The following is a 23,128-nucleotide window of genomic DNA, read 5'->3' as shown; positions in this document are numbered from 1 at the left end:
GCCGCCTTGCAGCAGGCCCGCGCGACAGCGCGCATAAGTCGGCGATCGAGGTCCGACCTCAGCCGATGGCCGGAGATTCCTGCTGCAGCCCCACCGCCCGCCGCAGGGCGGTGTCGAGGAGATGAGCCCGGCGCAGCTTCGTTTCCTCCACCGACGTTCCCAGCCGCTCGCGGACGTGATCGAACAGTTTCAGGAGATCGGCGCACCACACCGTCGGATTGTTGAAGCCCGTCCGCGATGCATAGCGATGCGGAAGATAGCCGCCGGCACACGTGTCGCGCTCGCGGCACGCGCGACAGCCGTCGGGCAGCGGCATGCCCTCGAACACCGCCGCACGATGGAATTCGCCGGCGTGCCGGACGTCCATGAAGTCGGACGTCCGCACATTCAGGCCGGTGCGCGCGGCGCCGTCGTAGCAGACCCGCAGCACATCCAGCCCTTCGATCTCGCCATCGGTGTTGACGAACAGGAAGGTCAGCGGCTGGTTGCCGAGCATGTCGATGCGGCTCTCCCCGCCCTGGACCAGCCACGCGATGTTCCAGAAGATCTTGATCCGGAGGTCCAGCGTGCCGTCCCGCCACCAATCCTCGAAGATCGGGATCAGGAAATCGGCACAGGGTGTCGGTCCATACCGGTCGCGAACCGCCGCGATGGTGTCGTGGGTGAAATCCGGCAGCAGATAGTCGATGGAGGCCGGGCCCAGGCTCGTCAGATGGCGATGCACCGCGGCACCGCTCGCCCCGAGCTGGATCACCGACAGGAAGCGCAGCGGAATCCCGGCGCGGCGCAGCACGGCAAGGCCCTGCTCGACATCGCGATAGGAGCCACGCCCGGCATGATCGACGCGCAGGGCATCATGCACCTCGGGGGTTCCGTCGATGCTGATCCCGAGATCGATGTCGAACCTCTTGATGATCTCGGCCCAGCCGTCGTCGAGCAGCGTGCCGTTGGTCTGCATGCAGAGCTGCACCCGCGCGACGCCCGACAGCCCCTCCTTGATCTTCCGGCACCATGAGCTGAACCGCTCCTGCTTGACCAGGCACGGCTCGCCGCCATGAAAGGTGATCGTCAGATAGCTCTGACCCGTTGCCTGGCAATGGCGGCGGATGCGGTGGATCGCGATCTCGACGACCTCATCATCCATGATCGCGGGCCGCTCTCTCCACGTGCTGTCGCCCTTGTTGTAGACGTAGCAATAGGAGCAGTTCAGATTGCAGCGCGACGCGACCTTGAACACGAAGTGAAGATGGGGACCGTCGTTCATTGGTACGCAATCTCGGCGGTGCGATCGACGAAGATGCGGCCGTCCTCGGTCAGGAACGGCCGGGCACCGTCCAGTACGACCTGCGCCTCCTTGAGCTTGGTCAGCATATTGGCAAGCTCGGCCTGATACTCGGCTGATCCGCCGAACCCTTGCTTCTCGGCCTCACGATAGAAGGCGCAGATATAGGCGATGGCGTGAAAGGCCAGCAGGATCCCGCGCAAGGGCCGCGGCTCCGGCCGCAACGGCGATGCGTAGCGCCCCTGGTGCTGCGGATCCACCAGGGGTCCCGACGCCTCCGCCATGAACAGATGCAGATGCGCGGATTCGTGGACGATGGCCTCCATCACCTGCATCAGGCCGCCGAACAGGTCGGCGTAAACCATCCCGGGCACATCGGCTTGCGACCCGCTGCGGAAATAGGATCGCTCGCTGCTGCGCAGGGGGATCAGGACCCGCGTCACATCGGACACCCAATTCACGCACTCGGGAAACTTCTTCGCGGCGGTCACGAGGATCTCGAGCGCGTTCGTCACCTCGCGCGTCATCCGGGCCTGCTCGTCGGCCGAGAGATCGGTGTGCTCGGCCCAGGTGTCGGGAATCGGAAATCCGAGGGAGTGGCACCCCACGTCGACCGATATGTCGTAGGGCCATTCCTTCATCGGGAGCAGCCCAGCGAGCTCGTTCAGGTCATAGCTGCCGGCCTCGATCCGGTAGCCTCCGACCGGCGACCACAAGGTCAGCGGCTCCGGCGTCGTCAGCGAGGTGGATGCGGTCGGCGCATTCGCCGCCGTCCAGATCGCCACCTGCAGATCACGCTGCGGGCTCTTGTCATGCCCTTCATAGGTGATGGAGTTCATGCAGGGATGACGAAGCCAGTCCGCTTCACGCGCGTTGGCTTCGATGAGCGACGCCTTGAGCGGCTCGCAGTCGAGGCCGAGGCGATCCTCCGGCTGCCATCTCAGGATCCTGTCGTTGAATTTTTCATGCCAGGCAGATTTCGACGGTCGCCAGGTCCACGCGTCACTCATGATCGAGCATGCCTCCGGAAATACGCCAACGAAGCCGGCCGCAAGCTGTCCCGCCGTCAGACAGGACCGCAACCGATGCCGGAATCAAGAGCAGCTATCAGGAAAGGTCACGCTGATGACGGCGACCATTGCCCGTCATCCGCACCAGCGAGTCGCGGGCGGGCCCACGACACGTCACGTCGGAAAGATCCGACATCGCAGGCCCGCTTCGCTCCGTCTGAGCCGAACGATCGATCCATTCACCTGACCGATTTCGGCGCGCCCCCCGCCTGCGGCACGCTAAATTGACCCTTGAGGTCCTTCACCGCCCGTACCTGCGTGAGACGCTCCGCAAGAGCCCCCAACACCGCGGGATCGTTGGCGATTTCACGTTCCATCTCGTCCGGACGCTCCATCGCCGCAAGGCGGCTGAAGACGATGCCGCGCGAGAATGGATTGGTCTTGCTGAAGATCGCTCCACGCGAGAATGGAACGCCTTCTGCCATGATGTCGATCTTCAGAGACGCGCGTGCGATCTCTGAGTCGACTACGGATTTCAGCGCCAGATCGACCTTCTTGCGCATTTCCGCCGGATCGCGATCAGCCATTCCTATACTCCCAGTCGGTTGAGAACCGCCATCGTTCAGAAAGGAAATAGCAACGTCCCGGTACAAGCTCTGTGATCTCGCGCCCTGAACTCACAGAACCTGAAGCAATGTAGCTGTGCTAAGCACTTCGCTCAGGCTGTCCCAATTCGCCAGTCGTCGAAGCCAGAAAAAAACTAACATGAAGCTAGTTCTTTAACAATAGAGTAGTTTGTCAGATACACCTGTTGATTGCTCGAATGAGCGACGCACTGCGGTCGTCTCAGGCCGGCAGTGACCACGCGTGATGACGTCTTGCGCTCTCGGATGTCACCCGCCAGGCATATTGTCGCACCTCATTCCGCGGCAGCGCACATTCTCGCGTAGCTCATGAAGCTCGACGTGCATATGGAAAGCAAAAGGCCCGCGCTCATCGCACGGGCCCTGCCAGTCCACTTTCGTGCCTGATCGCGGCGGTGCCGCTGCACGCGGCCGCGAGCCTCACGCCGCCAGCGTATTCTCCACCACCTTGATGAAGAACGAGGTGCCGTAGACGATCGCCTCGTCATTGAAGTTGTAGGCGGGGTGATGCAGGCCGGCGCTGTCGCCATTGCCGACGAAGATGAAGGCGCCGGGGCGCGCCTCGAGCATGTAGGCGAAGTCCTCGCCGCCCATCATCGGCGGCATCTCGTGCACATTGGCGTCGCCCGCGACCTCCTTGGCGGCGCGGATCGCGATCTCGGTCTGCTCGGCGTGATTGATGACGACAGGATAGCCGCGTGCATAGTTCAGGTCGATCTTGGCGCCGGTCATCTGGGCGACGCCGGTCACGACCTCGCGCACGCGCTTCTCCATCAGCTCACGCACCTTCGGCGTCAGCGTCCGCACGGTGCCGCGCAGCACCGCGCTCTGCGGAATCACATTGCGGGCATTGCCGGCGTGGAACTCGCAGATCGACAGCACCGCGGCCTCCAGCGGGTCGACGCTGCGCGACACGATCTGCTGCAGCGCGGTGACAAGCTGGGCGCCGACCAGAAGGGAGTCGATGCAATTGTGCGGCTTGGCGGCATGACCGCCATGGCCCTCGATCGTGATGTCGACCGCATCGGTCGATGCCATCAGCGGCCCCTGGCGAATGGCAAACGCGCCGACCGGCAGGCCGGGCCCGTTGTGCATTCCGTAAACCTGGTCGATCTTGAAACGGTCGATCAGCCCGTCCTTGATCATCGCGTCCGCACCGCCGCCGCCCTCCTCGGCGGGCTGGAAGATCACCGCGACCTCGCCGGCGAAGTTGCGGGTCTCGGCGAGATAGCGCGCGGCGCCGAGCAGCATCGCGGTGTGACCGTCGTGGCCGCAGGCATGCATCATGCCCGGGGTCTTCGAGGCATAGGGCAGCCCGGTCGCCTCCTCGATCGGCAGCGCGTCCATGTCGGCGCGCAGTCCGAGCACCTTCACCTCGCCGTGGCCGGGCTTGCGGCCCTTGATGACGCCGACCACGCCGGTCTTGCCGAGGCCCGTCACGACCTCATCGCAGCCGAACTCGCGCAGCCGCTCGGTGACGAAGGCCGCCGTCCGGTGCACGTCGTAGAGCAGCTCCGGATGCGAATGGATATCCCGCCTCCAGGCCTGGATATCGGGCTGCAGATCGGCGACGCGGTTGACGATGGGCATGGGGAATCTCGTAACTCCGGTGGGACTTTGCGCCTGTTTAGCATGCAAAAGCCGCACCGCCCAAGATAAGGGCTGCGCCCGTCTCATGGCTCGGTCAACCAGCCATGAACGTGGCGCTTGTCCGGCCCCGTCTGAGCTGACTAAAAGCTGGCAACGATGGGAAGGGAATGCCGATGCCGAGACAGCTCGAGGGGGATTACGACTATATCGTGGTGGGCGCCGGCACCGCCGGCTGCATCCTCGCCAACCGGCTGTCGGCCGATCCGAAGCGCCGCGTCCTGATTCTCGAGGCCGGCGGCAATGACAATTGGATCTGGTTCCATATTCCGGTCGGCTACCTCTTCGCGATCGGCAATCCGCGCTCGGACTGGATGTTTCGCACCGAGGCCGAGCCGGGGCTGAACGGCCGCTCGCTGGCCTACCCCCGCGGCAAGGTGATCGGCGGCTGCTCGGCGATCAACGCCATGATCTCGATGCGCGGCCAGGCCGCTGACTACGACCATTGGCGCCAGCTCGGTCTCGCCGGTTGGAGCTATGCCGACGTGCTCCCGGTGTTCAAACGGCTGGAGGATCATTTTCTCGGCGAGAGCGAGCATCACGGCACCGGCGGCGGCTGGCGCATCGAGGCGCCCCGGCTGTCCTGGGCGGTGCTGGACGCGGTCGGCGATGCCGCCGAGCAGATGGGCCTCCGCCGCATCCCCGACTTCAATACCGGCGACAATGAAGGCATCAGCTATTTCCACGTCAACCAGAAGCGCGGCCGGCGCTGGTCTTCCGCGCGGGGCTTCCTCAAGCCGGCGCTGAACCGGCCGAACCTGCGGCTCGAAACCAACGTCCTCGTCGACCGCCTGATCGTCGAGAACGGCCGCGCCGTCGGCGTGCGCTACCGGCAGAACGGCGAGACCATCGAGGCGCGCAGCAGGGGCGAGGTGATCCTCAGCGCCGGCTCGATCGGCTCGGTGCAGGTGTTGCAGCGCTCGGGCATCGGCCCGGCCGACTGGCTCGGCGAGCTCGGCATCGATGTCGTCCTCGACAGACCGGGCGTGGGACGCAACCTGCAGGACCATCTGCAGCAGCGCGCGATCTACAAGGTCACGGGCGTGAAGACGCTGAACGAGACGTACTACTCGCTGGTGCGGCGCGGCCTGATGGGGCTCGACTACGCGTTCCGGCGCCGCGGGCCGCTGACCATGGCCCCGTCGCAGCTCGGCATCTTCACGCGCTCGGATGCGACGCGCGACCGCGCCAACATCCAGTTCCACGTGCAGCCGCTGTCGCTCGACAAGTTCGGCGATCCCCTGCATCGCTTTCCCGCGATCACGGTCAGCGCCTGCAACCTGCGTCCGACCTCGCGCGGCACGGTCCGGATCAGGTCGGCGGGGATAGACGAGGCGCCATCGATCGCGCCGAACTACCTGGCGACCGAGGACGACCGCCAGGTGGCGGCCGACGCCATCCGCGTCACCCGCCGGCTGATGAAGCAGAATGCGCTCGCCGCCTACAGGCCGGAGGAATATCTGCCCGGCCCATCCGTCGGCGATGACGACGCGGCGCTGGCCAAGGCCGCCGGTGACATCGGCACGACGATCTTTCATCCGGTCGGCACGGCGAAGATGGGCTCCCCTGATGATCCGATGGCCGTGGTCGACGAGCGGCTGCGCTTTCGCGGCATCGAACGGCTGCGCGTCGCCGATGCCTCGATCATGCCGACCATCACGTCAGGCAACACCAACACGCCGACGGCGATGATCGCGGAGAAGGCGGCGTCGATGATCTTGGAGGATGGGCGCTAGGCGCTCACGTCCAGCAACCACCGCTGCCGTCATTGGGAGCGAAGCGGCGAACCGAAGCAATCCAGAGCCTCGTCCCCACTCTGGATTGCTTCGTCGGCTTCGCTCGCAATGACACCATCAATGAACGGTGGCCTTTGACGTCAGAGAGGTTCAGCTTCAAATGATCCGCGCCACCAGCGGAACCCGGCGCAACAGTGCTGCTGCGAGCCAGCTCACCGACAGCGTGCCGATCAGCACGATCGCGAACTTCACTCCCGCCGGCCACGCCGGGTCGTAGACCAGATATTGCAGCCACAGCAGCGGCAGGAAGTGCAGCAGGTAGATGCCGTAGGCCGACGGCTGCAGGCGATCCATCAGCGTCAGCGGCGCCTTCGCCCAGCGCAGGAAGAAGGTCGGCACGCCGAACGCCATCGCGGCGCAGAAGCTCGCCACCGCCATGCCATAGGCCGCGCGCCACCACGGTGGCGGGGAATCGAAATCGGCGATCCAGTTGTGATGCGCGTAGGCCAGCAACAGGATCGCGCCATAGCAGCCGTAGGAAAGACCGAACCAGGTCCACCAGCGCCGCACCAGCGCGCCGTCGGCTGCGAACGGCCCCGTCCGCAGCCCGGCTGCGCCGATCGCGACGCCGCCGACGAAGAAGGCCGGATAGAGCAGCACCCGGCTCGCCTGCAGCGGCAGCGGAAAATGTCCGGGCATGAACCAGAATCCGTCACCGAAGCCGAGATGCGGCGGCAGATAGACCAGGTTGGCGATCACGAGGAAGATCAGGAAGCCAGTGAGCGGATAGTGCAGCACCATTCCGGCCCAACGCCCGAGTGCGCCGACCGCCTGCGGTGCCAGGACCCAGACGAACGCAGCCAGCATATCAAACCCCAGCAGTACGCCGAGAAACCAGGCCGAGCCGGACGGCCACGGCCCCTCTCTGATCATCCGCCACCACACCGCGCTGAACTGATCCTCCGCCACGTAGTAGCGGTAGTAGGCGATCGGCATGATCACGAAGATCGACACCATATAGGGCACGCCGAGCCGCAGCGCACGGCGCCCGACATAGTCCGACGCGCCCCTGCCCGCCAGGCTTGTCGGCACGAACAGGCCGGAGATGAAGAACATGCACGACATGAAGTAGCTGTCGTTGAACAGCGCGACGAGATCGAAGCCGAGCCAGTGCATGCGGTCGCCGCCCTGGCCGAAATCGGTGTAGTTGATGGCGGAGTGATAGAGCACGACCGAGAGCGTGATGAAGGTCCTGGCGCGGTCGAGCGGCACGATCCGATCGCGCGACGTCTCGGTTCGTTGCAGGGTCGGGGTCACGCGCTCATGCATCGACGTCGCATCCAGTCCATCAGCCGCCCCTCGGCGGCGCGCGCCGCTCATATCATTCGCCCGGCCCTGCGCCGACATCCTGCGTGACCAGGTGAGCCGTCGGCCATTGCCGCCATGATCACGAACACGTCATCGCGTTTCGATCGCGAGAAGCCGGGAATAAAACCGGGCCGCGACCGCTCTTCTCACCCGCAAGCCCGATGACGGGCAACGGGAGATGACGATGAGCCTTGGTGATCATGACGAGAACGGCGTCAGCCGCCGCAAGGTGCTGGAGTGCATGACATGGGCGGGCACGGGCGTGCTCTGGACGCTGTCGGGCGGCGTGCCACGTTCGCTCGGCCTGGTCGACGCGGCGCGGGCGGCCGAGCAGCCCGCCTCCGGCCTGACCTTCCTGCAGATCAGCGACAGCCATGTCGGCTTCGACAAGCCGGCCAATCCCAACGCGACCGGCACGCTCGAGGAGGCCGTCAACCGCATCAAGGCGATGCCGGTGAAGCCGGCCTTCATGATCCATACCGGCGACATCTCGCATCTGTCGAAGGCAGCCGAGTTCGACGATGCCGACCGCATCATCTCGCAGTCCAGGCTCGACGTGCACTACGTGCCGGGCGAGCACGACTTCCTCGACGAGGACGTCAAGCTCTACAAGGAGCGCTACGGCAAGGGCACGCGCGGTGCCGGCTGGTATTCGTTCGATGCCAATGGCGTGCACTTCGTCGGGCTCGTCAACGTGGTCGATCTCAAGGCCGGCGGGCTCGGCAATCTCGGCGCCGAGCAGCTTGCCTGGCTCGAGCAGGATCTCAAGGGCCGCTCGAAATCGACGCCGATCGTCGTGTTCGCGCACATCCCGCTGTGGACGGTGTATCCGCAATGGGGCTGGGGGACCGAGGATGGCGGGCGCGCGCTCGACAGCCTGAAGGGCTTCGGCTCGGTGACGGTGCTGAACGGCCATATCCATCAGGTGATGCAGAAGGTCGAAGGCAACGTCACCTTCCATACCGCGCGCTCGACCGCCTTTCCGCAGCCGGCGCCGGGCACGGCGCCCTCGCCCGGCCCGATGAAGGTCGAGGACGCCAGGCTGCGCAGCCTGCTCGGCATTGCCAGCATCGACTTCAAGGTCGGGGCCGAGCGGCTCGCGATCATCGACACGCCGCTTGCGGGCTGAGGGACGAAAACGCGATGATCCAGCCTGTTCTTCGCGGTGCCGGCTTGGCCGCCGTACTGCTTGTTTGCGCCACGCCGCTGCGCGCCGAGACCATCAAGGTCACGATCGACAATTTCACCTTCACCCCGACCGAAGTGACGGTGAAGGTCGGCGACACCGTCACCTGGACCAACCACGACGACATTCCGCACACGGTGGTGTCGGCCGGGAAATACCGATCGAAAACGCTCGACACCGACGACAGCTTCTCCTTCACGTTCGCAGCCGCCGGCGACTACAAATATTTCTGTTCGCTGCATCCGCACATGACGGGGCTGGTCAAGGTTGAGTAGCATCGCGAACCAGGGCATGAGCATCGTCGGATGGGCCGGTCGGCGGCGTACCGCCGGCCGCGCCGTGCGACCGCGAACCGGGCCGGAGACCTCGCCGGTGACGACAGCCAGTGACGATCCCGAGAAGGCGCGACGCTTCCGCGAGGCGGCGCTGCCCTATCTCGACGATGCCTACACGCTGGCGCGCTATCTGCTGCGCAACGCCGCCGACGCCGAGGACGCGGTGCAGGAATGCTACCTGCGCGCGCTGAAGCATTTCGACACCTATCGCGGCCCGGCGATGAAACCGTGGCTGTTCGCGATCCTGCGCAATGTCTGCCACGCCGAATTCGCGCGCCGGGCCGGCGCGCCGGTCAAGGCGCTCGATGACGCGCCGGAAGCGGCCGAGCAGCCCCCGCTGTGGCAGGAGAGCGCCGAGACGCCGGAAGGCGCCGTGTTGCGGGAACGTGATGCCTCGGCGATCCGCCGGCTGATCGACACGCTGGCCGAGCCGTTTCGCGAGACGTTCGTCATGCGCGAGGTCAACAATCTGTCCTATCGCGAGATCGCGGAGGCCGCCGGCGTGCCGGTCGGCACCGTGATGTCGCGTCTTGCCCGCGCCCGCGCGATGCTGCGCGCCGCCTGGCTCGCGCAGGAGGAGCATAAGCCATGACCTGCGATAAAGCCGAGATCCTGATCCACGCGCTGGCCGATGGCGAGCTCGATGCCGGCCACGCTCGTGAGGTCGAAGCCCATGTTGCGACCTGCCCGCGCTGCGCCGCGGAGCTTGCCGCGGTCAGGCAGATGAAGCAGATGCTCGCCGGCACCGACCTCGGCTACAGGGCGTCCCCTGCCTTGCGCCAGCGCATCGAAGCCGCCCTGCCGCCGGCCGATGCGGCCTCCATCATCCCGCTCGCTGCAGTGCCGCCGAGCCGCCGCACGCTGCTGCGAGGCTTCGCCCTGGGCTCGGCGGTGTCGGCGCTGGCCGCCACCGGCCTCGTCGCCATCGTGCTGCGCAATGACGACCAGCAGCGGATCGAGGCCGAGATCGTCTCGGCGCATCTGCGCTCGCTACAGGCCGGCCACCTCACCGACGTCATCTCGACCGACCAGCACACCGTCAAGCCCTGGTTCAACGGCAAGCTCGACGTCGCGCCGCCGGTGATCGATCTGACCGCGCAGGGCTTCACCCTCATCGGCGGGCGGCTCGATTACGTCGACGCACGCGCGATCGGCGCGGTGGTCTATCGCCGCCGCCAGCACGTGATCAATCTGTTCGTGGCGCAGACCTCGTCCACCGAGCGCCGCGCCGCACGGATGGACACGATCCAGGGCTTCAACATCCGCTCTTGGCGCGACCGCGGCCTGAGCTATTGGGCGGTCAGCGATATCGGCGCCGACGAACTCAACGAGTTCGGCGAGCGGTTCGAGCGCGCGATGGGTGCGAACAAGGAGGGGTGAAGCGCTCTTGCGCTTCAGTCATTGCGAGCGAAGCGTGCCCACGGTCTGTCCGGAGACGAACTGAAACGGTGGGCACGGCGCCACGCGCCTTTGCCCACCCAATGCGAACATCACGCCGACTTGCGGATCGCGTTGTCGACGAGGGTCTTGCCGAGCGACCAGATCGCGCCGGGGACCTTGTGGCTCTGCGCGATGACGTCGTCGAAGGCGCGCTCGATCCAGGCGCAGTCCTCTTCGGTGATGGTCAGCGGCGGCAGCAGCTTGATCGTGTGCAAGCCGTGGCCGGCGACCTGGGTCAGGATCTTGTGATCCTTGAACAGCGGCACCGTGATGAGCTGGCAGAACAGGCCCTTGTTGGCGCTCTCCAGCATGGTCCACGACGCCTTGAGGCGCAGCGATTTCGGCGGACCGAACTCGACGCCGATCATCAGTCCCTTGCCGCGCACTTCCTTGAGCAGCTCGTAGCCCGGCACCATCCGCGTCAGCGCCAGCCGCAGCTCGGCGCCGCGCTTGGCTGCGGCCTCCACCAGCTTCTCGGCCTTCATCACCTCGAGCGTGGCAATGCCGGCGGCCATCGCGAGGTCGTTCTTGGCGAAGGTCGAGCCGTGCACCACGGCGCGGTCCATGCGGTTGAAGATCTTGTCGAAGATCTGCTTGCGCGTCAGCAGCGCGCCGACCGGGACATGGCCGCCGGACAGCGCCTTCGACAGCAGCACCATGTCGGGTTCGACGTTCCAATGTTCCACCGCAAGGAACCGGCCGGTGCGGCCCATGCCGGTCTGGATCTCGTCGGCGATGAAGATGGTGCCGTATTTCTTGCAGAGCGCCGCGGCGCCGGGCAGGAACTCGTCGGAGGGCATGTTGACGCCCTTGCCCTGGATCGGCTCGACGATGAACGCTGCGATCTCGCGCGACGACAGCGCCTGCTCGAGCGCGGCCAGATCGTTGAAGGGGATCGCCGTGCAGCCCGGCAGCAGCGGCTCGAAGCCGTTGCGGAAGTTCGAATCATCGGTCAGCGACAACGCGCCGTAGGTGAGACCGTGATAGGAGTGCCCGCAATAGACGATGCCGGGCCGGCCGGTCGCGCCACGCGCGAATTTGATCGCGGCTTCCACCGTCTCGGCGCCGGAATTGGCGAAGAACACCTTGTCCAGATACGGGACATATTCCAGCAGCCGCTCGGCAAGAACGCCCGCCAAGGTCGAGACGTCGAGCTGAACGAGATTCGGCAGATCGGTGTCGAGGACGCTTTTCAGCGCGGCGCGCAGCGTCGGATGATTGCGGCCGATTGCAAAGACGCCAAAACCGCTGAGCAGGTCAAGATAACGGGCGCCATCACGATCGTAGAGATATTGCCCTTGTCCCTTCTGGAACCCAACATCATATCCAATCGTCTTTAGAACGCGGACAAGCTGCTCGTTCAGATGCCGAGAGTGCATCGTGCTGCGCTGCGCTTGGCGCTCCACAAACATCTCGGAAACGTCTAGATTGGGTTTTAGCATCGGCTACATACTTCGGTTGATGGACGTGACGTCAACTGAAAACGCGCAATGCGGCGTTTTGCCCTCATTCGCACCATCAAAGCAAGCACGGGTTTCTGCCAATGTTGCATCGCCTTAGATATCTCATGTCGACGACACTAGCATACTCCGCAGTCGTGTTCGCAGCAGGAATTTCTTCCGCGCTCGCGGCCGACCCCACCGGCGACTGGCGGGTCGCCGACGGCGTCGCTAACATCCGAGTCGCACAATGTAATGGCAGCATGTGGGGCGTCGTGGCCTGGGAGAAGACCCCGGGCGGACGCGACAGCAACAACCCCGATCCGGCCCGCCAGAGCCGGCCGACGCTCGGCATGCCGATCCTGATCGACATGAAGAAGAAGCCCGGCGCAGACGCGTGGGAAGGCCAAGTCTACAACGCCAAGGATGGGCAGCTCTACAGCTCCACCATCACGCCGGTCGACCCCGATCACCTGGAGATCAAGGGCTGCGTGCTCGGCTTCCTGTGCGGCGGCGAGACCTGGACGCGGGTTGCTCCGCCGATCCCGTCGAGCCCCGTAAACAGCATGGCCAAAGGTACACAGAAACCAATCGCGCCGGCCCCTGCCCCGGCGGCCAAGACCACGACCGGCGTCGGCAGTGGCGCAACCGCATCGGCCAAGCCGGGACACAAGCCCGCGGACCAGGTCGGCGATATCTGCCTGCTGCCCGATATTGCGCGCGCCCGCTAGTTGGCGTCCGTCACCCGAACAAAAAAGCGGCCGAGAGATCGGCCGCTTTTTCTATTCGGTGATCAAGAGCCCTCTTGCTCCTTGACCTCGCGAGGCTTGCCCATCAGGGCCGGCTGGAACAGCAGCACGGCGGCGAGCGTGGTGACCAGCGACAGCGCCAGCAGCTTGCCCATGCTGGACGTGCCGGGATGGCTCGACAGCCACAGGCTGCCGAATGCGGTCGCCGTCGTCAGTGCGCTGAAGAAGATCGCCCGGGTCAGGCTGGTCTGGAGCAAATTGGTGCGGCCGCCGCGCCACGCCACCACGTAGTAGATCTTGAACGCGACGCCAATGCCAAGCAGGAGCGGCAGAGCGACGATGTTGGCGAAGTTCAGCGGCAGCTTGATCAGCACGCAGATCTCCAACGTCACGGCGCCTGCGACCAGCAGCGGCACGATCGTCATCAGCACGTCGGTGAAGCGCTTCAAGGTCACCCACAGCAGCAGGCTGATCACGACCAGCGAGTAGATGCCGGCGTGGATGAATGCCTTAACGATCGTGTCACCGGACTTCAGGATCGAGACCGGCCCGCCGATCGCGTTGGGCTCGGCCGTCAGGACGGCGTTGGCGAATCGCCTGAGATTGTCGTTGTCGTTCGGATCGCCCTTGGGCTGGGCCTCGACCCGAATCAGTCCGTCCTTGCTCTTCCACTGCGACACCAGTTCCGGCGGCAGGTTCGCGAGGCTGACCGGCTGCGCCTGCAGGGTGGCGCTGAGCTGCGTCAGCGTGATCTTCCACGGCTCGACGAACACCGCCTGTGCCTTGTTGCGAACCGCCTCGCTCGCGCCCGCGAGCCTGGCAAGCGCGTCTGCGAGCCGCCGCGACGCGACCGCGCCCGGCCCACTGCTCTCGCCCGCGGTGCGCCGGAGATTGTCGACGGTCGAGTTCAGGGCGTCGACATTCTCCTTGTCGCTCGGCGCCGCATCGACCTGATCCGGATTGAGCGCAGGCCCCAGCACCTTCGCGCCCTGCGCGATCAGCTTCAGCTTGGCCGGCTGGTCCTCGGGAACGAAGCTGTCGAGCGACATCACGCGCGCCACTTCGGGGAGCTTCTCGAGCTTGGCCTCGATCGCCTTGGCCTCGGTCTCGGAGCGCGTCAGCACGTCGATCGCGTTGGCGCCCGTGTTCGGATCCTTTCGCAGGTCGAGATAGGTCGCGATCGACTCGGCGCGCGGATTGCGCAGGTTCATCGGGTTGAAGTCGAACTTCATGTAGTAGAGCAGCGGCAGGCCGGCGACGACCAGACCGAGCGTGCCGACGATGATCGGCACGCGGTGCTTCTCCAGGAAATGATCGACCGGCGCCAGGAAGGCATAGCCGACCGGCTCCTTCTCGCCAGGCGGATTGAGAATCCTCAGCAGCGCCGGCAGCACCGTGATCGACGACAGGAACGCGATGATCATGCCGGCGCCGGCGATGGCGCCGAGCTCGGAGATGCCCTTGTAGTCGGTCGGCAGGAAGCACAGGAAGCCGGCAGCCGTTGCCATCGCCGCGAGCGACAGCGGCACCGCGGAGCGGCGCGCGGCTTCCGCCAGCGCCTCCGGCAGATTGTCGTTCTTGAATCGCTCGGAGCGGTAGCGCACGCTGAACTGGATGCCGAAATCGACGCCCAGGCCGATGAACAGCACGGCGAACGCAACCGACAGCAGATTGAGCGAGCCGACCATCATCAGGCCGACGGCCGTGGTGAGGGCGAGGCCGATGAACAGGTTGATGAACACGGCCGAGATGATCTTGGCCGAATGCAGCGCCAGCCACAGGATGATCAGCACGACGACCACGGTGCCGATGCCGTTGACGACGGCGCCCTCCTGCACGGTGGCGTATTCCTCGTTGGCGATCGGCACCGGACCGGTCAGCCGCACGCGCGCGTGAAAGCGGTTGGGGAAATCGAGCTCGGCCGCGGCCTGCCGGATCGCATCGGTGGCGGCCTTGCCGGGCTCCAGGGCCTGGTAGTCGAGGATCGGCTTGAACTGGATGAAGGCGCGCTTGTCGCTGTCTTCGAGCGGCTTGTCGGAGATCAGCTGGCGCCAGGAAAAGGTCGCATCGCCCTTGTCGAGCACGGTCTCCACCGTCTGGGAGATGTAGTCGAACGGCCGTGCGGCATTGTCGAGCTTGACCTGGCCGCGCTTGACGCCGGCAAGGCCGGTCTCCAGCGCACCGGTCAGGCCGCGGATCGAGGGGTCCCCGGCCATGATCTCGACGAGCGGCGCTGCCGCCGCGAACTGGTCCGTGAGCTGCTTGACCTCCTCGGTCGGCAGGAACAGCAGGCCGTTCCTGGCGAAGAACTCGCCGCCGCCGAGCAACTCGACCGATGAGAAGTTCGCGGTGTCGCCCTTGAGCTTCTTGGCGAGCGCATCGGCCGCCACACCTGTCATCTCGGGCGTCGCCGCTTCGACCACCGCCAGGATCATCCGATCGCGATCGAAGGCCTGCTCATATTGCTGGTCGCGCTTGCGCCAGTCGAGATCAGGCGAAATCAGCTTGTTGATGTCGGTATTGATCGAGAAATGACGCGCCGTATAGAAGCCCGCACCTACGGAGAGCAGCAGGGCCGCAATCAATGTCGGCCAGGCAAACCGGGTGCAGGCCTTGACGATCGAGACGACAAACGTGGTCAGCACTTCGTGACTTTCTAATGTTTAGAGAGCTGGGCGGAAACGTCCGCTTCATGGCGGAGTTCCCCGATCAGGGCGAGCCCCGGACGCACACATCCTGAGCGGCGCCCCGACCCGGCCTGGCCCAACCTTGAAGACGAGGGTGGTCCGTCGACGGCGGATCAGGTCGAACGATGCACGGAACCGTCGGGGCGGCTGATATAGCGGCTGTTCTCGGCGGTAAAGTGACGAACGAGTGAGAGCATAACCAACTCAATTAATTGATCTAATTTATAATTACCAAATTACCGGCGACCTGTCGCGAGCTGTGTGCGACGTGTCACATGCGAGCCACTTGCAGACCGGCTTTCTTCTTCGCTCGATTTTTGACACAAAGTCCTGCGTTTCCATCCGTGTGGCGGGCCATTGGGCATTCGCTGGTGCGATTATTGCAACCCTGTCGCACGCACGGAGGTGCCAGGTCGAAAGTGAGGCAACGTGGCTGGACGTCCAATGCAGGTGTATCTCGCGCAGCCGCGCGGTTTTTGTGCTGGAGTCGTGCGTGCGATCGAGATCGTGGAGCGCGCGCTGGAGAAGTATGGCCCGCCGGTCTATGTGCGTCATGAGATCGTCCACAACAAGCACGTGGTCGAGAGCCTGAAGGCCAAGGGCGCCATCTTCGTCGAGGACCTCTCCGAGGTCCCCCCGCGCGCCGTCACCGTGTTCAGCGCCCACGGCGTCGCCCGGACGGTGGAGGAGGAAGCGGCCGCCCGCGGGCTGCCGGTGCTCAATGCCACCTGCCCGCTGGTGACCAAGGTCCACAACCAGGGCAAGCGCTACATGTCCAAAGGCCGTACCCTGGTACTTATCGGCCATGCCGGCCACCCGGAAGTCGAGGGAACCATGGGCCAAGTTCCCGGCCCGGTCCATCTGGTGCAGAACGTGGCCGATGTGGCCACCCTGCCCCTGCCGGTCGATACCCCGCTGGCCTATATTACCCAGACCACGCTCAGCGTGGACGACACCAAGGACATCATTTTAGCCCTTCAAGCCCGCTTTACAGACCTTCAAGGTCCCGATATCCGGGATATCTGCTATGCGACACAGAACCGGCAATCTGCGGTAAGGGACTTAAGCAAGCTGGTGGACGTCATCCTGGTGGTGGGCGCCGCCAACAGCTCCAACTCGAACAGACTGCGCGAGATCGGCACCGAGGCCGGGGTCGCAAGCTATCTGATCGCTGATGGCAGCGAGCTCGATCCGGTTTGGCTGAAGGATGCCAAGGCCGTCGGCATCACCGCCGGCGCCTCGGCTCCCGAAGTTCTCGTCGACGACGTCATCGAAGCCCTGCGGCGCATCGGACCGGTCGAGGTCGCGGTGGTCCCGGGGCGGGAAGAAAACATCGAATTCCGCCTGCCGGCCGAATTGGTCGCGGGCTGATCGGTCCTCGTTTGGTCCAGAAAGAAGAGACGTAATGGCAATCCCCTTCCATAAGGAACTGCGTATCGGGGCCTATCTGATGAAGCAGAAGCTTCTCGGCCGGAAACGCTATCCGCTCGTGCTGATGCTGGAGCCGCTGTTCCGCTGCAACCTGGCGTGCGCCGGCTGCGGCAAGATCGATTATCCCGACGCGATCCTCAACCGCCGCATGAGCGCGCAGGAGTGCTGGGACGCGGCCGACGAGTGCGGCGCGCCGATGGTCGCGATCCCCGGCGGCGAGCCGCTGATCCACAAGGAGATCGGCGAGATCGTGCGCGGCCTGGTCGCCCGCAAGAAGTTCGTCTCGCTCTGCACCAACGCGCTGCTGCTGGAGAAGAAGCTCGACCTGTTCGAGCCGTCGCCGTATTTGTTCTTCTCGGTGCACCTCGACGGCCTGCGCGAGCATCACGACAAGGCGGTGTCGCAGAAGGGCGTGTTCGACCGCGCCGTCTCCGCGATCAAGGCCGCCAAGGCGCGCGGCTTCACCGTCAACGTCAACGCCACGGTGTTCGACGGCCATCCCGCCGAGGAGATCGCCAAGTTCCTGGACTTCACGACCGAGCTCGGCGTCGGCGTGACCATGTCGCCCGGCTATGCCTATGAGCGCGCGCCGGACCAGGAGCACTTCCTCAACCGCACCAAGACCAAGCAGCTGTTCCGCGACGTCTTCAAGCTCGGCAAGGGCAAGAAGTGGAATTTCATGCATTCCGGTCTGTTCCTCGACTTCCTGGCCGGCAACCAGGAGTTCGAGTGCACCCCCTGGGGCATGCCTGCGCGCAACATCTTCGGCTGGCAGAAGCCCTGCTATCTGCTCGGCGAAGGCTACACCAAGACCTTCAAGGAGCTGATGGAGACCACCGACTGGGACTCCTACGGCACCGGCAAGTACGAGAAGTGTGCCGACTGCATGGCGCATTGCGGTTACGAGGCCACCGCCGCCAATGCGGCGCTGACCAACCCGATCAAGGCGATGTTCGTGTCGCTGCGCGGCATCAAGACCGAGGGTCCGATGGCACCGGAGATCGATCTCTCCAAGCAGCGCCCGGCGCAGTACGTGTTCTCGTCGGAGGTGCAGAAGCGCCTCTCCGAGATCCGTCACGACGAGGCGATCGAGGCGCAGCAGAAGGCCTCGACGGCCGCCTGATCTTCACGGCTCTGATCAATCAAAAGGCCGCCGAGTGATCGGCGGCCTTTTTCATTGAACTGATCTGTGGATCGGGATGGACGCTACGCTCGGCGATGAGCAAACGGCTCACGCCTCGGCAGCGGCCAGCGTCTCGGTCTCGAGGAAATGCTCAGCCGCCAGCATGCCGCTCAGCAGCAGGTCGCGCGCGCCGCGCAGCGAGCGCAGGGCGCGATTGAACTCGATGCCCGTCGACACCAGGCCGCGCAGTACGGCCGGATTGCGGGCGACGCCGCGCAGGATCATCGGCAGGTCGATGTCGCCGTTTGGCTTGATGGCGTCCTTGGCAAGCGACGGGAGGGTGCGATGGGCGGGATCGGAGATCACCCGCAGCGCCGCGAACGGCAGCCCGTACTCGGCGGCATAGGCGGCGGCGATGTGGCTCTCCATGTCGACCGCGGCCGCACCGGTCTTCATGCGCAGCGCCGCCTTGCGGGCCTGGGCCACCACCACCTCTTCGGCCCCGGCGAGCACGCCGCGCACAACGCGGCGCTTCTTCAGGGCGGCGCGGGCGATGTGCTCCTCGCGCAGCGACAGGCCCGACAGCCAGCGGGCATCGCCGGCGGTCACTTCGGTGGCGACGACGATGTCGCCGGCCTTGAGGCTCGGATCGAGACCGCCGGCCACGCCGAAGCTGACGACGCCGCGGATCGAGGTCGGATCGAACACGGTGAGCAGCGAGCGCAACTGCCTGGGGTCGCTCGAGCTGCAGATCACCATCATGCCGGGCCCGGCAGCAATCCGGGCCTCCTGCACCAAGCCCGTCACGACCAAGACCGGCCGCGAATCAATCGGGCGATCCGCGGACGTGTCGTCCCCCATCCCCAACTTCACAATCCGACCCCTGACACCTTCTCGGACGTCGCGTGATCCGACGTCTCCGTCTCTTGTTCCAAAGCCTCAGCCACGGCGGCGCCAGAGCGGAAAGGCCTTAACAAACCGAGGATTACGCAGAAAAAATCCGCGAGGAAACCCCGTTTGCGCCGCACTGCACCGGCACCTGATGCGTTTTTTGCCCGGTGTTGCCATTTGGCCCCGCCGATCCCTGTTCCGTCCTGGAACAGATTGCGCCGGTGCCACCGGGCGTGGAACTTTAAGCAAGAACCACGCCACGAAAATGTGAGACTCACGGCAGGCGGCATGACGGCGCGGGCAGATTCGGCCGCCCCTGCGCGGGTCAACCGTGCCCGAGCAGGAGATTCGCAGCGCGGTCGCCGGAGCGCACCGAGCCTTCGATGGTTGCCGGCAGGCCGGTATCGGTCCAGTCCCCCGCCAGAGCGAGATTGCCGAACGCCGTCTTCGCTCCCGGTCGGAGCGCGTTCTGCTCGGGCGTCGCCTCGAAGGTGGCGCGACGCTCGCGCACGATCTGCCACGGCGGCAGCTCCGCCGTGATCCCGGCGGCCTTGCAGACGTCGGCCCAGATCGCGGCGGCGAGCTCCTCGCGCGGCATGTCGACGAGGCGATCGCCATTGCTGATGGTGACCGAGAGCCGTTGCGGGAAGGCGAACAGCCACTCGACCAGGCCGCCGACCACCCCGAGCAGAGCTGGTGCATCGCGCGGCGGCGTGATGCGGAAATGGGCATTGACGATGGCACGATATTTCGTCGGCCCCGTGAGCCCCGGCAGCAGGGCCATCGCCGGCCGCGGCGGCACGGCGAGCACCACGACATCGGAAGGACCGAGCGCGACGGTTTCATCGCCGCCGAACCTGAGCCCGGTGACGCGACCGCCCCCATCGTCGAGGCCGCGCAGCTCGCGGCCGATCCGCACGCTGCCGCCCTTGCCTTCCAGGAATTTCACGGCCGGATCGATCAGCACGCCCGACAAGCCGTCGCGCGCGATCAACGGCCGGCAGGCCTGGCCGCCGGCGAGCAAGGTCTCGCGGACGATGGCGCCGGCCAGCCCCGCCGACCCCTCCGGCGGATCGCAGTTGAGCGCCGCAAGCAGCAGCGGCTGCACCAGACGGTCATACAGCGTACCCTTGCAGGGAATCGTGCTGCCGATCGTCCTGGACGTACCGGCCCAGATCAGCGGCGACAGCGCGAGATAGTCGCCGAGCTTGGTATCCGGCACGCGGCGGCCCTCGTCGAACACCCACAGCGGCAGCCGGCCGTTGCCGAGATCGAGCAGCCAGCGCTGGCCGCTGCGGATGTCGACGAAGGCGAACTCTGCCTTCGCCGGCCCCACGAGCCCCGCCTCCGAGCCGATCGCGCGGGCATAGGCCAACACGTGATGATTGGCCGACAGCAGCAGATGGTTGCCGTTGTCGATCACCAGGTCGGTCGCGGCGTCGTAATAGGACCGGCAGCGGCCGCCGAGCTGCTGCGTCGCCTCGTGGACATGGACGATGTAGCCCGCATTGGCGAGCCGCACGCCGGCGGAAAGGCCGGACACGCCGGCGCCGATGATGTGAGCTGTCTTCTGCATCAGATGATTGCGTAACGAAGGATGATGCCGATCTTCGTGAGCTTGCTCACGCGGACAGGCTCGCGCGGCGGCGCGAAGCCTCGTTCGAGCAAGAGGTCGAACACGGCACGATAATATTTTGACATGATCCGCGGCGCCCGCACGGCGCGCCGGCGATTTCGCCGCATGATCTCGTCGGCCTTCTCGAAATGCGTCTTGGCCCTGACCGCAACCGAGTTGCAGACCTTGGGCAGCGCGCGCTCCTGCGTGACCTTGACCGGATCGTCGCCGGTGATGCCGGCGAACAGCAGCGCCTCGCGCGGCAGATAGAGCCGGCCGATGCCGGCATCCTCGTCGATGTCGCGCAGGATGTTGGTGAGCTGCAGCGCGCGGCCGAGATGGTGCGCGAGCAGGATGCCGTCCTCCTCGGGCATGCCGAAGATGCGCACCGAGAGGCGGCCGACCGCGCTCGCCACGCGGTCGCAATAAAGGTCGAGCGTCGCGAGATCCGGCGCGCGGATCTCCTGCGGCACGTCCATCTCCATGCCGTCGATGATGGCGAGGAAGTCCTCGCGCTTCAGCCCGAAGGTCTTCACCGAGCTGACATAGTCGCGCAGCCGCGGCGGCGGGTTGCCCTGGTACAGCGCGTCGATGTCGTCGCGCCATTTCTGCAGCGCCGCCAGCCGCTCGGGCCGCGGGCCGTCGGAATCGGCGATGTCGTCGACCTCGCGGCAGAAGCTGTAGACCTGGAACATCGCGTCGCGCTGGGCGCGCGGCAGGATGCGCATGGCGGCATAGAACGAGCTGCCGGAGGCCGCCGTGCCGTGATCGATATTGTCTGCGGTTGCCTCGAGGGTCATGCGCCGGCTGCCGATTTGGTGACGGGATGACGCCCGGCCACGCGGCGGCCGATCTCGCCCATGACCGACGTGAAGGTGAGGCCGAGCATGCCGACGGGCGACAGGTGCACGCGCTCGCTCAGCGGATCGCGCACCTTCAGCAACGCCACGATGCGGTCGGCGAAAGCCTGGATCACGGCGATCTCCAGTCCGAAGCGGAAATCCTTGACGCCGCTGTTGAGGTCCCTGCCCTCATCGAGCAGCGCCGCGTTGCGCACCGCGAGCTTCTGCAGGCAGGCCAGCAGAGGCGGCGGCGACTTGGCCTCGCCGAGCATCTCGACGGTCGCGCCGGCTTCCGCCAGCGCATCGCGCGGCAGATACACGCGGTTGAGCGCCTTGTAGTCCTTGCCGCAGTCCTGCAGGTGGTTGTTGATCTGCAGGCCCGCACAGATCGCGTCCGAGGCCGGCCAGGTCGCGGTGGACTCGCCGTGCACGTCGAGCATGAAGCGGCCGACCGGCATCGCCGAGTAGCGGCAGTAGTGGATGACCTCGTCCCAGTTCTCGTAGCGCAGCTTGGTCACGTCCATCCGGAAGGCAACCAGCAGATCGAGCGCGTGCCGAGGCGGCATGCCGCGCTCGGCGAGCGCCCGGCGCAGGCTGACGGCGACGTCCTGGGTCTCGCCCGTCCCGGTCAGCTCGGCTTCGAGCAGATCGAGCAGCCGCAGCTTCTCCTCACCCGGCAGGCTCGGATGGTCGGCGATGTCGTCGGCGGTGCGCACGAAATTGTAGAAGGCGAGGATCAGCGCCCGGTGCTCGGGACGGATGATCCACGACGCCACCGGAAAGTTCTCGTCCCGGTGTGTCTTGCCGGATCGCAAATCGCTCGCGGTGGTCATGGACGAAACAGCTATCAGGTTGAAAGGGCGCTACCGAAAACAATGCCCGCCGCTTCGCTCATGCGAACGGATTGCTCGCCCCCATATAGGCGAAGATCCAGCCAAAACCAATGCAATCGATGTCGGGCAGCCCATAGGATCGAACCGCCGCCCTCCCCCGAGGGGCGGGCCGGCGGTCGTTAACCAAAAGAGTTCGGAAACAACCGTTCCGAACGGCAACCACTTACTGGTTGTGGGTCTTCAGCACCTGATCGCAGGCCGGGCTGATCTTGGGGCGGTTCTCCTTCAGGCACGCAAGGATCGTGAAGTCACCCTGATCGATGACGGCACGACAGAACTTCTGAACGTCACGCGTGCAGGCCGCCTGCTCTTCGGGCGTGCCGCCGCGGCCTTGCGCGAACGCACCGGTGGAAACGGACACCGACGACAGCAGGGAAAGTGCCAGGAAAATCTTACGCATCGTGTTCCTTCATTTTGACAGCAGAGGAGACCTCCCGGATCGCCGATGCTGCCCGGGAAACACCTGTTTGGTTTGGCAAGGACCGCAAGCCCCCCAGCGCCGGAGGTACGCTGCCAAATGCGGCCAAATTTGCGCCCTATGATCCCGAGCGGATCAAGCTCGGAGATCACAGCTTTGGCACAAACAAGGCGTTGATACTAGGGCGTTATTCTCGGAACACGTTTTTCGCATTTGGCTGTTGCAAGCTTGCCGCGCGGACCGTTAGATGCAGCGCCGTCGAGGCGGCTTGCGTGCAGCCGTCTTGCGAGGACGACCATTCGGCGCCGACCCGTCGCACGGTGTCGGCGGGCATCATGGCATCCGGTCGCAGCGCCCGACCGGCCGTCATTTGAACCTAACCTTCGGCGAGA

The 23,128-nt window shown here is 65.4% G+C and carries 20 protein-coding genes; 8 read left to right on the top strand and 12 right to left on the bottom strand.

From position 1 onward, the window contains the following. Positions 1–58: 58 nt before the first annotated feature. From ACQR0U_RS17155 to ACQR0U_RS17140, 4 genes are all read right to left on the bottom strand, one after another. Positions 59–1,264, bottom strand: a complete 1,206-nt coding sequence (locus tag ACQR0U_RS17155; protein WP_434843531.1) for a radical SAM protein — start codon at positions 1,262–1,264, stop codon at positions 59–61. Beyond that, a complete protein-coding gene (locus ACQR0U_RS17150; RefSeq protein ID WP_315714877.1) occupies positions 1,261–2,292 on the bottom strand; it encodes an aKG-HExxH-type peptide beta-hydroxylase in 1,032 nt (343 codons plus the stop codon). The genes ACQR0U_RS17155 and ACQR0U_RS17150 overlap by 4 nt, the downstream gene beginning before the upstream one ends. A 239-nt stretch (positions 2,293–2,531) precedes the next feature. Continuing rightward, a complete protein-coding gene (locus ACQR0U_RS17145; RefSeq protein ID WP_315714878.1) occupies positions 2,532–2,879 on the bottom strand; it encodes a hypothetical protein in 348 nt (115 codons plus the stop codon). A gap of 477 nt (positions 2,880–3,356) precedes the next feature. Further along, positions 3,357–4,526, bottom strand: coding sequence for a M20 aminoacylase family protein (locus ACQR0U_RS17140; protein ID WP_315714879.1), 1,170 nt, complete (start codon positions 4,524–4,526; stop codon positions 3,357–3,359). Positions 4,527–4,699: 173 nt separating this feature from the next. Here ACQR0U_RS17140 and ACQR0U_RS17135 point away from each other — a divergent pair, with 173 nt between their 5' ends. Then, on the top strand, positions 4,700–6,319 hold the full coding sequence (locus tag ACQR0U_RS17135; protein ID WP_315714880.1) for a GMC family oxidoreductase: 1,620 nt from the start codon (positions 4,700–4,702) through the stop codon (positions 6,317–6,319). A 156-nt stretch (positions 6,320–6,475) separates the two neighbouring features. Here ACQR0U_RS17135 and ACQR0U_RS17130 read toward each other — a convergent pair whose 3' ends face one another. Next, positions 6,476–7,648 (bottom strand): acyltransferase, encoded by a 1,173-nt coding sequence (locus ACQR0U_RS17130; RefSeq protein WP_315714881.1) that lies wholly within the window; start codon positions 7,646–7,648, stop codon positions 6,476–6,478. A gap of 223 nt (positions 7,649–7,871) precedes the next feature. Between ACQR0U_RS17130 and ACQR0U_RS17125 the strand changes: the two genes are divergently transcribed. The 4 genes from ACQR0U_RS17125 (at position 7,872) to ACQR0U_RS17110 (ending at position 10,588) form a co-directional block, all read left to right on the top strand. Continuing rightward, positions 7,872–8,816: a metallophosphoesterase family protein gene (locus ACQR0U_RS17125; protein WP_315714882.1), complete on the top strand. Its 945-nt coding sequence runs from the start codon at positions 7,872–7,874 to the stop codon at positions 8,814–8,816. Positions 8,817–8,830: 14 nt separating this feature from the next. After that, positions 8,831–9,148, top strand: coding sequence for a cupredoxin domain-containing protein (locus tag ACQR0U_RS17120; RefSeq protein ID WP_315714883.1), 318 nt, complete (start codon positions 8,831–8,833; stop codon positions 9,146–9,148). 97 nt (positions 9,149–9,245) lie between these two features. Further along, a complete protein-coding gene (locus tag ACQR0U_RS17115) occupies positions 9,246–9,800 on the top strand; it encodes a sigma-70 family RNA polymerase sigma factor (protein WP_434843587.1) in 555 nt (184 codons plus the stop codon). Further along, on the top strand, positions 9,797–10,588 hold the full coding sequence (locus ACQR0U_RS17110) for an anti-sigma factor family protein (protein ID WP_434843533.1): 792 nt from the start codon (positions 9,797–9,799) through the stop codon (positions 10,586–10,588). The genes ACQR0U_RS17115 and ACQR0U_RS17110 overlap by 4 nt, the downstream gene beginning before the upstream one ends. 110 nt (positions 10,589–10,698) lie before the next feature. Here the strand turns inward: ACQR0U_RS17110 and hpnO are convergent, their stop codons facing one another. Continuing rightward, on the bottom strand, positions 10,699–12,090 hold the full coding sequence (gene hpnO, locus ACQR0U_RS17105; RefSeq protein WP_315714885.1) for an aminobacteriohopanetriol synthase HpnO: 1,392 nt from the start codon (positions 12,088–12,090) through the stop codon (positions 10,699–10,701). A gap of 101 nt (positions 12,091–12,191) precedes the next feature. Between hpnO and ACQR0U_RS17100 the strand changes: the two genes are divergently transcribed. After that, positions 12,192–12,818, top strand: a complete 627-nt coding sequence (locus tag ACQR0U_RS17100) for a DUF2147 domain-containing protein (protein WP_409977889.1) — start codon at positions 12,192–12,194, stop codon at positions 12,816–12,818. 62 nt (positions 12,819–12,880) lie between these two features. Here the strand turns inward: ACQR0U_RS17100 and ACQR0U_RS17095 are convergent, their stop codons facing one another. Continuing rightward, the gene (locus tag ACQR0U_RS17095) at positions 12,881–15,481 is read right to left on the bottom strand and encodes an MMPL family transporter (RefSeq protein WP_315714887.1); all 2,601 of its coding nucleotides are present in this window, start codon (positions 15,479–15,481) and stop codon (positions 12,881–12,883) included. A 486-nt stretch (positions 15,482–15,967) separates the two neighbouring features. Between ACQR0U_RS17095 and ispH the strand changes: the two genes are divergently transcribed. Then, positions 15,968–16,894: a 4-hydroxy-3-methylbut-2-enyl diphosphate reductase gene (gene ispH, locus ACQR0U_RS17090; protein WP_315749245.1), complete on the top strand. Its 927-nt coding sequence runs from the start codon at positions 15,968–15,970 to the stop codon at positions 16,892–16,894. A gap of 34 nt (positions 16,895–16,928) precedes the next feature. Then, positions 16,929–18,077, top strand: a complete 1,149-nt coding sequence (gene hpnH / locus ACQR0U_RS17085; RefSeq protein WP_315714889.1) for an adenosyl-hopene transferase HpnH — start codon at positions 16,929–16,931, stop codon at positions 18,075–18,077. Between the two features lie 108 nt (positions 18,078–18,185). Here hpnH and ACQR0U_RS17080 read toward each other — a convergent pair whose 3' ends face one another. From ACQR0U_RS17080 to ACQR0U_RS17060, 5 genes are all read right to left on the bottom strand, one after another. Then, on the bottom strand, positions 18,186–18,950 hold the full coding sequence (locus ACQR0U_RS17080) for a phosphorylase (RefSeq protein WP_409977888.1): 765 nt from the start codon (positions 18,948–18,950) through the stop codon (positions 18,186–18,188). A 343-nt stretch (positions 18,951–19,293) separates the two neighbouring features. Then, a complete protein-coding gene (gene hpnE, locus ACQR0U_RS17075) occupies positions 19,294–20,544 on the bottom strand; it encodes a hydroxysqualene dehydroxylase HpnE (RefSeq protein WP_434843534.1) in 1,251 nt (416 codons plus the stop codon). Beyond that, positions 20,544–21,383 carry a presqualene diphosphate synthase HpnD gene (gene hpnD, locus ACQR0U_RS17070; RefSeq protein WP_316188177.1) on the bottom strand — a complete coding sequence of 280 codons (840 nt, stop codon included), beginning with the start codon at positions 21,381–21,383 and terminating at the stop codon, positions 20,544–20,546. The genes hpnE and hpnD overlap by 1 nt, the downstream gene beginning before the upstream one ends. After that, the gene (gene hpnC, locus ACQR0U_RS17065; protein ID WP_315749238.1) at positions 21,380–22,258 is read right to left on the bottom strand and encodes a squalene synthase HpnC; all 879 of its coding nucleotides are present in this window, start codon (positions 22,256–22,258) and stop codon (positions 21,380–21,382) included. The genes hpnD and hpnC overlap by 4 nt, the downstream gene beginning before the upstream one ends. 223 nt (positions 22,259–22,481) lie before the next feature. After that, on the bottom strand, positions 22,482–22,718 hold the full coding sequence (locus tag ACQR0U_RS17060; RefSeq protein WP_315714894.1) for a hypothetical protein: 237 nt from the start codon (positions 22,716–22,718) through the stop codon (positions 22,482–22,484). Positions 22,719–23,128: the final 410 nt, after the last annotated feature.

It is taken from the genome of Bradyrhizobium sp. HKCCYLRH3097, assembly GCF_051167875.1.
Lineage (GTDB): Bacteria > Pseudomonadota > Alphaproteobacteria > Rhizobiales > Xanthobacteraceae > Bradyrhizobium.
This window is presented reverse-complemented; position numbering and strand designations above follow the sequence as displayed.

Excerpts from the sequence above, each read along its gene's own strand:
- ACQR0U_RS17155 (WP_434843531.1), bottom strand. The coding sequence starts at position 1,264 with ATGAACGACGGTCCCCATCTTCACTTCGTGTTCAAGGTCGCGTCGCGC.
- ACQR0U_RS17150 (WP_315714877.1), bottom strand. The coding sequence starts at position 2,292 with ATGAGTGACGCGTGGACCTGGCGACCGTCGAAATCTGCCTGGCATGAA.
- ACQR0U_RS17145 (WP_315714878.1), bottom strand. The coding sequence starts at position 2,879 with ATGGCTGATCGCGATCCGGCGGAAATGCGCAAGAAGGTCGATCTGGCG.
- ACQR0U_RS17140 (WP_315714879.1), bottom strand. The coding sequence starts at position 4,526 with ATGCCCATCGTCAACCGCGTCGCCGATCTGCAGCCCGATATCCAGGCC.
- ACQR0U_RS17135 (WP_315714880.1), top strand. The coding sequence starts at position 4,700 with ATGCCGAGACAGCTCGAGGGGGATTACGACTATATCGTGGTGGGCGCC.
- ACQR0U_RS17130 (WP_315714881.1), bottom strand. The coding sequence starts at position 7,648 with ATGCATGAGCGCGTGACCCCGACCCTGCAACGAACCGAGACGTCGCGC.
- ACQR0U_RS17125 (WP_315714882.1), top strand. The coding sequence starts at position 7,872 with ATGAGCCTTGGTGATCATGACGAGAACGGCGTCAGCCGCCGCAAGGTG.
- ACQR0U_RS17120 (WP_315714883.1), top strand. The coding sequence starts at position 8,831 with ATGATCCAGCCTGTTCTTCGCGGTGCCGGCTTGGCCGCCGTACTGCTT.
- ACQR0U_RS17110 (WP_434843533.1), top strand. The coding sequence starts at position 9,797 with ATGACCTGCGATAAAGCCGAGATCCTGATCCACGCGCTGGCCGATGGC.
- hpnO (WP_315714885.1), bottom strand. The coding sequence starts at position 12,090 with ATGCTAAAACCCAATCTAGACGTTTCCGAGATGTTTGTGGAGCGCCAA.
- ACQR0U_RS17100 (WP_409977889.1), top strand. The coding sequence starts at position 12,192 with ATGTTGCATCGCCTTAGATATCTCATGTCGACGACACTAGCATACTCC.
- ispH (WP_315749245.1), top strand. The coding sequence starts at position 15,968 with ATGCAGGTGTATCTCGCGCAGCCGCGCGGTTTTTGTGCTGGAGTCGTG.
- hpnH (WP_315714889.1), top strand. The coding sequence starts at position 16,929 with ATGGCAATCCCCTTCCATAAGGAACTGCGTATCGGGGCCTATCTGATG.
- hpnE (WP_434843534.1), bottom strand. The coding sequence starts at position 20,544 with ATGCAGAAGACAGCTCACATCATCGGCGCCGGCGTGTCCGGCCTTTCC.
- hpnD (WP_316188177.1), bottom strand. The coding sequence starts at position 21,383 with ATGACCCTCGAGGCAACCGCAGACAATATCGATCACGGCACGGCGGCC.
- hpnC (WP_315749238.1), bottom strand. The coding sequence starts at position 22,258 with ATGACCACCGCGAGCGATTTGCGATCCGGCAAGACACACCGGGACGAG.
- ACQR0U_RS17060 (WP_315714894.1), bottom strand. The coding sequence starts at position 22,718 with ATGCGTAAGATTTTCCTGGCACTTTCCCTGCTGTCGTCGGTGTCCGTT.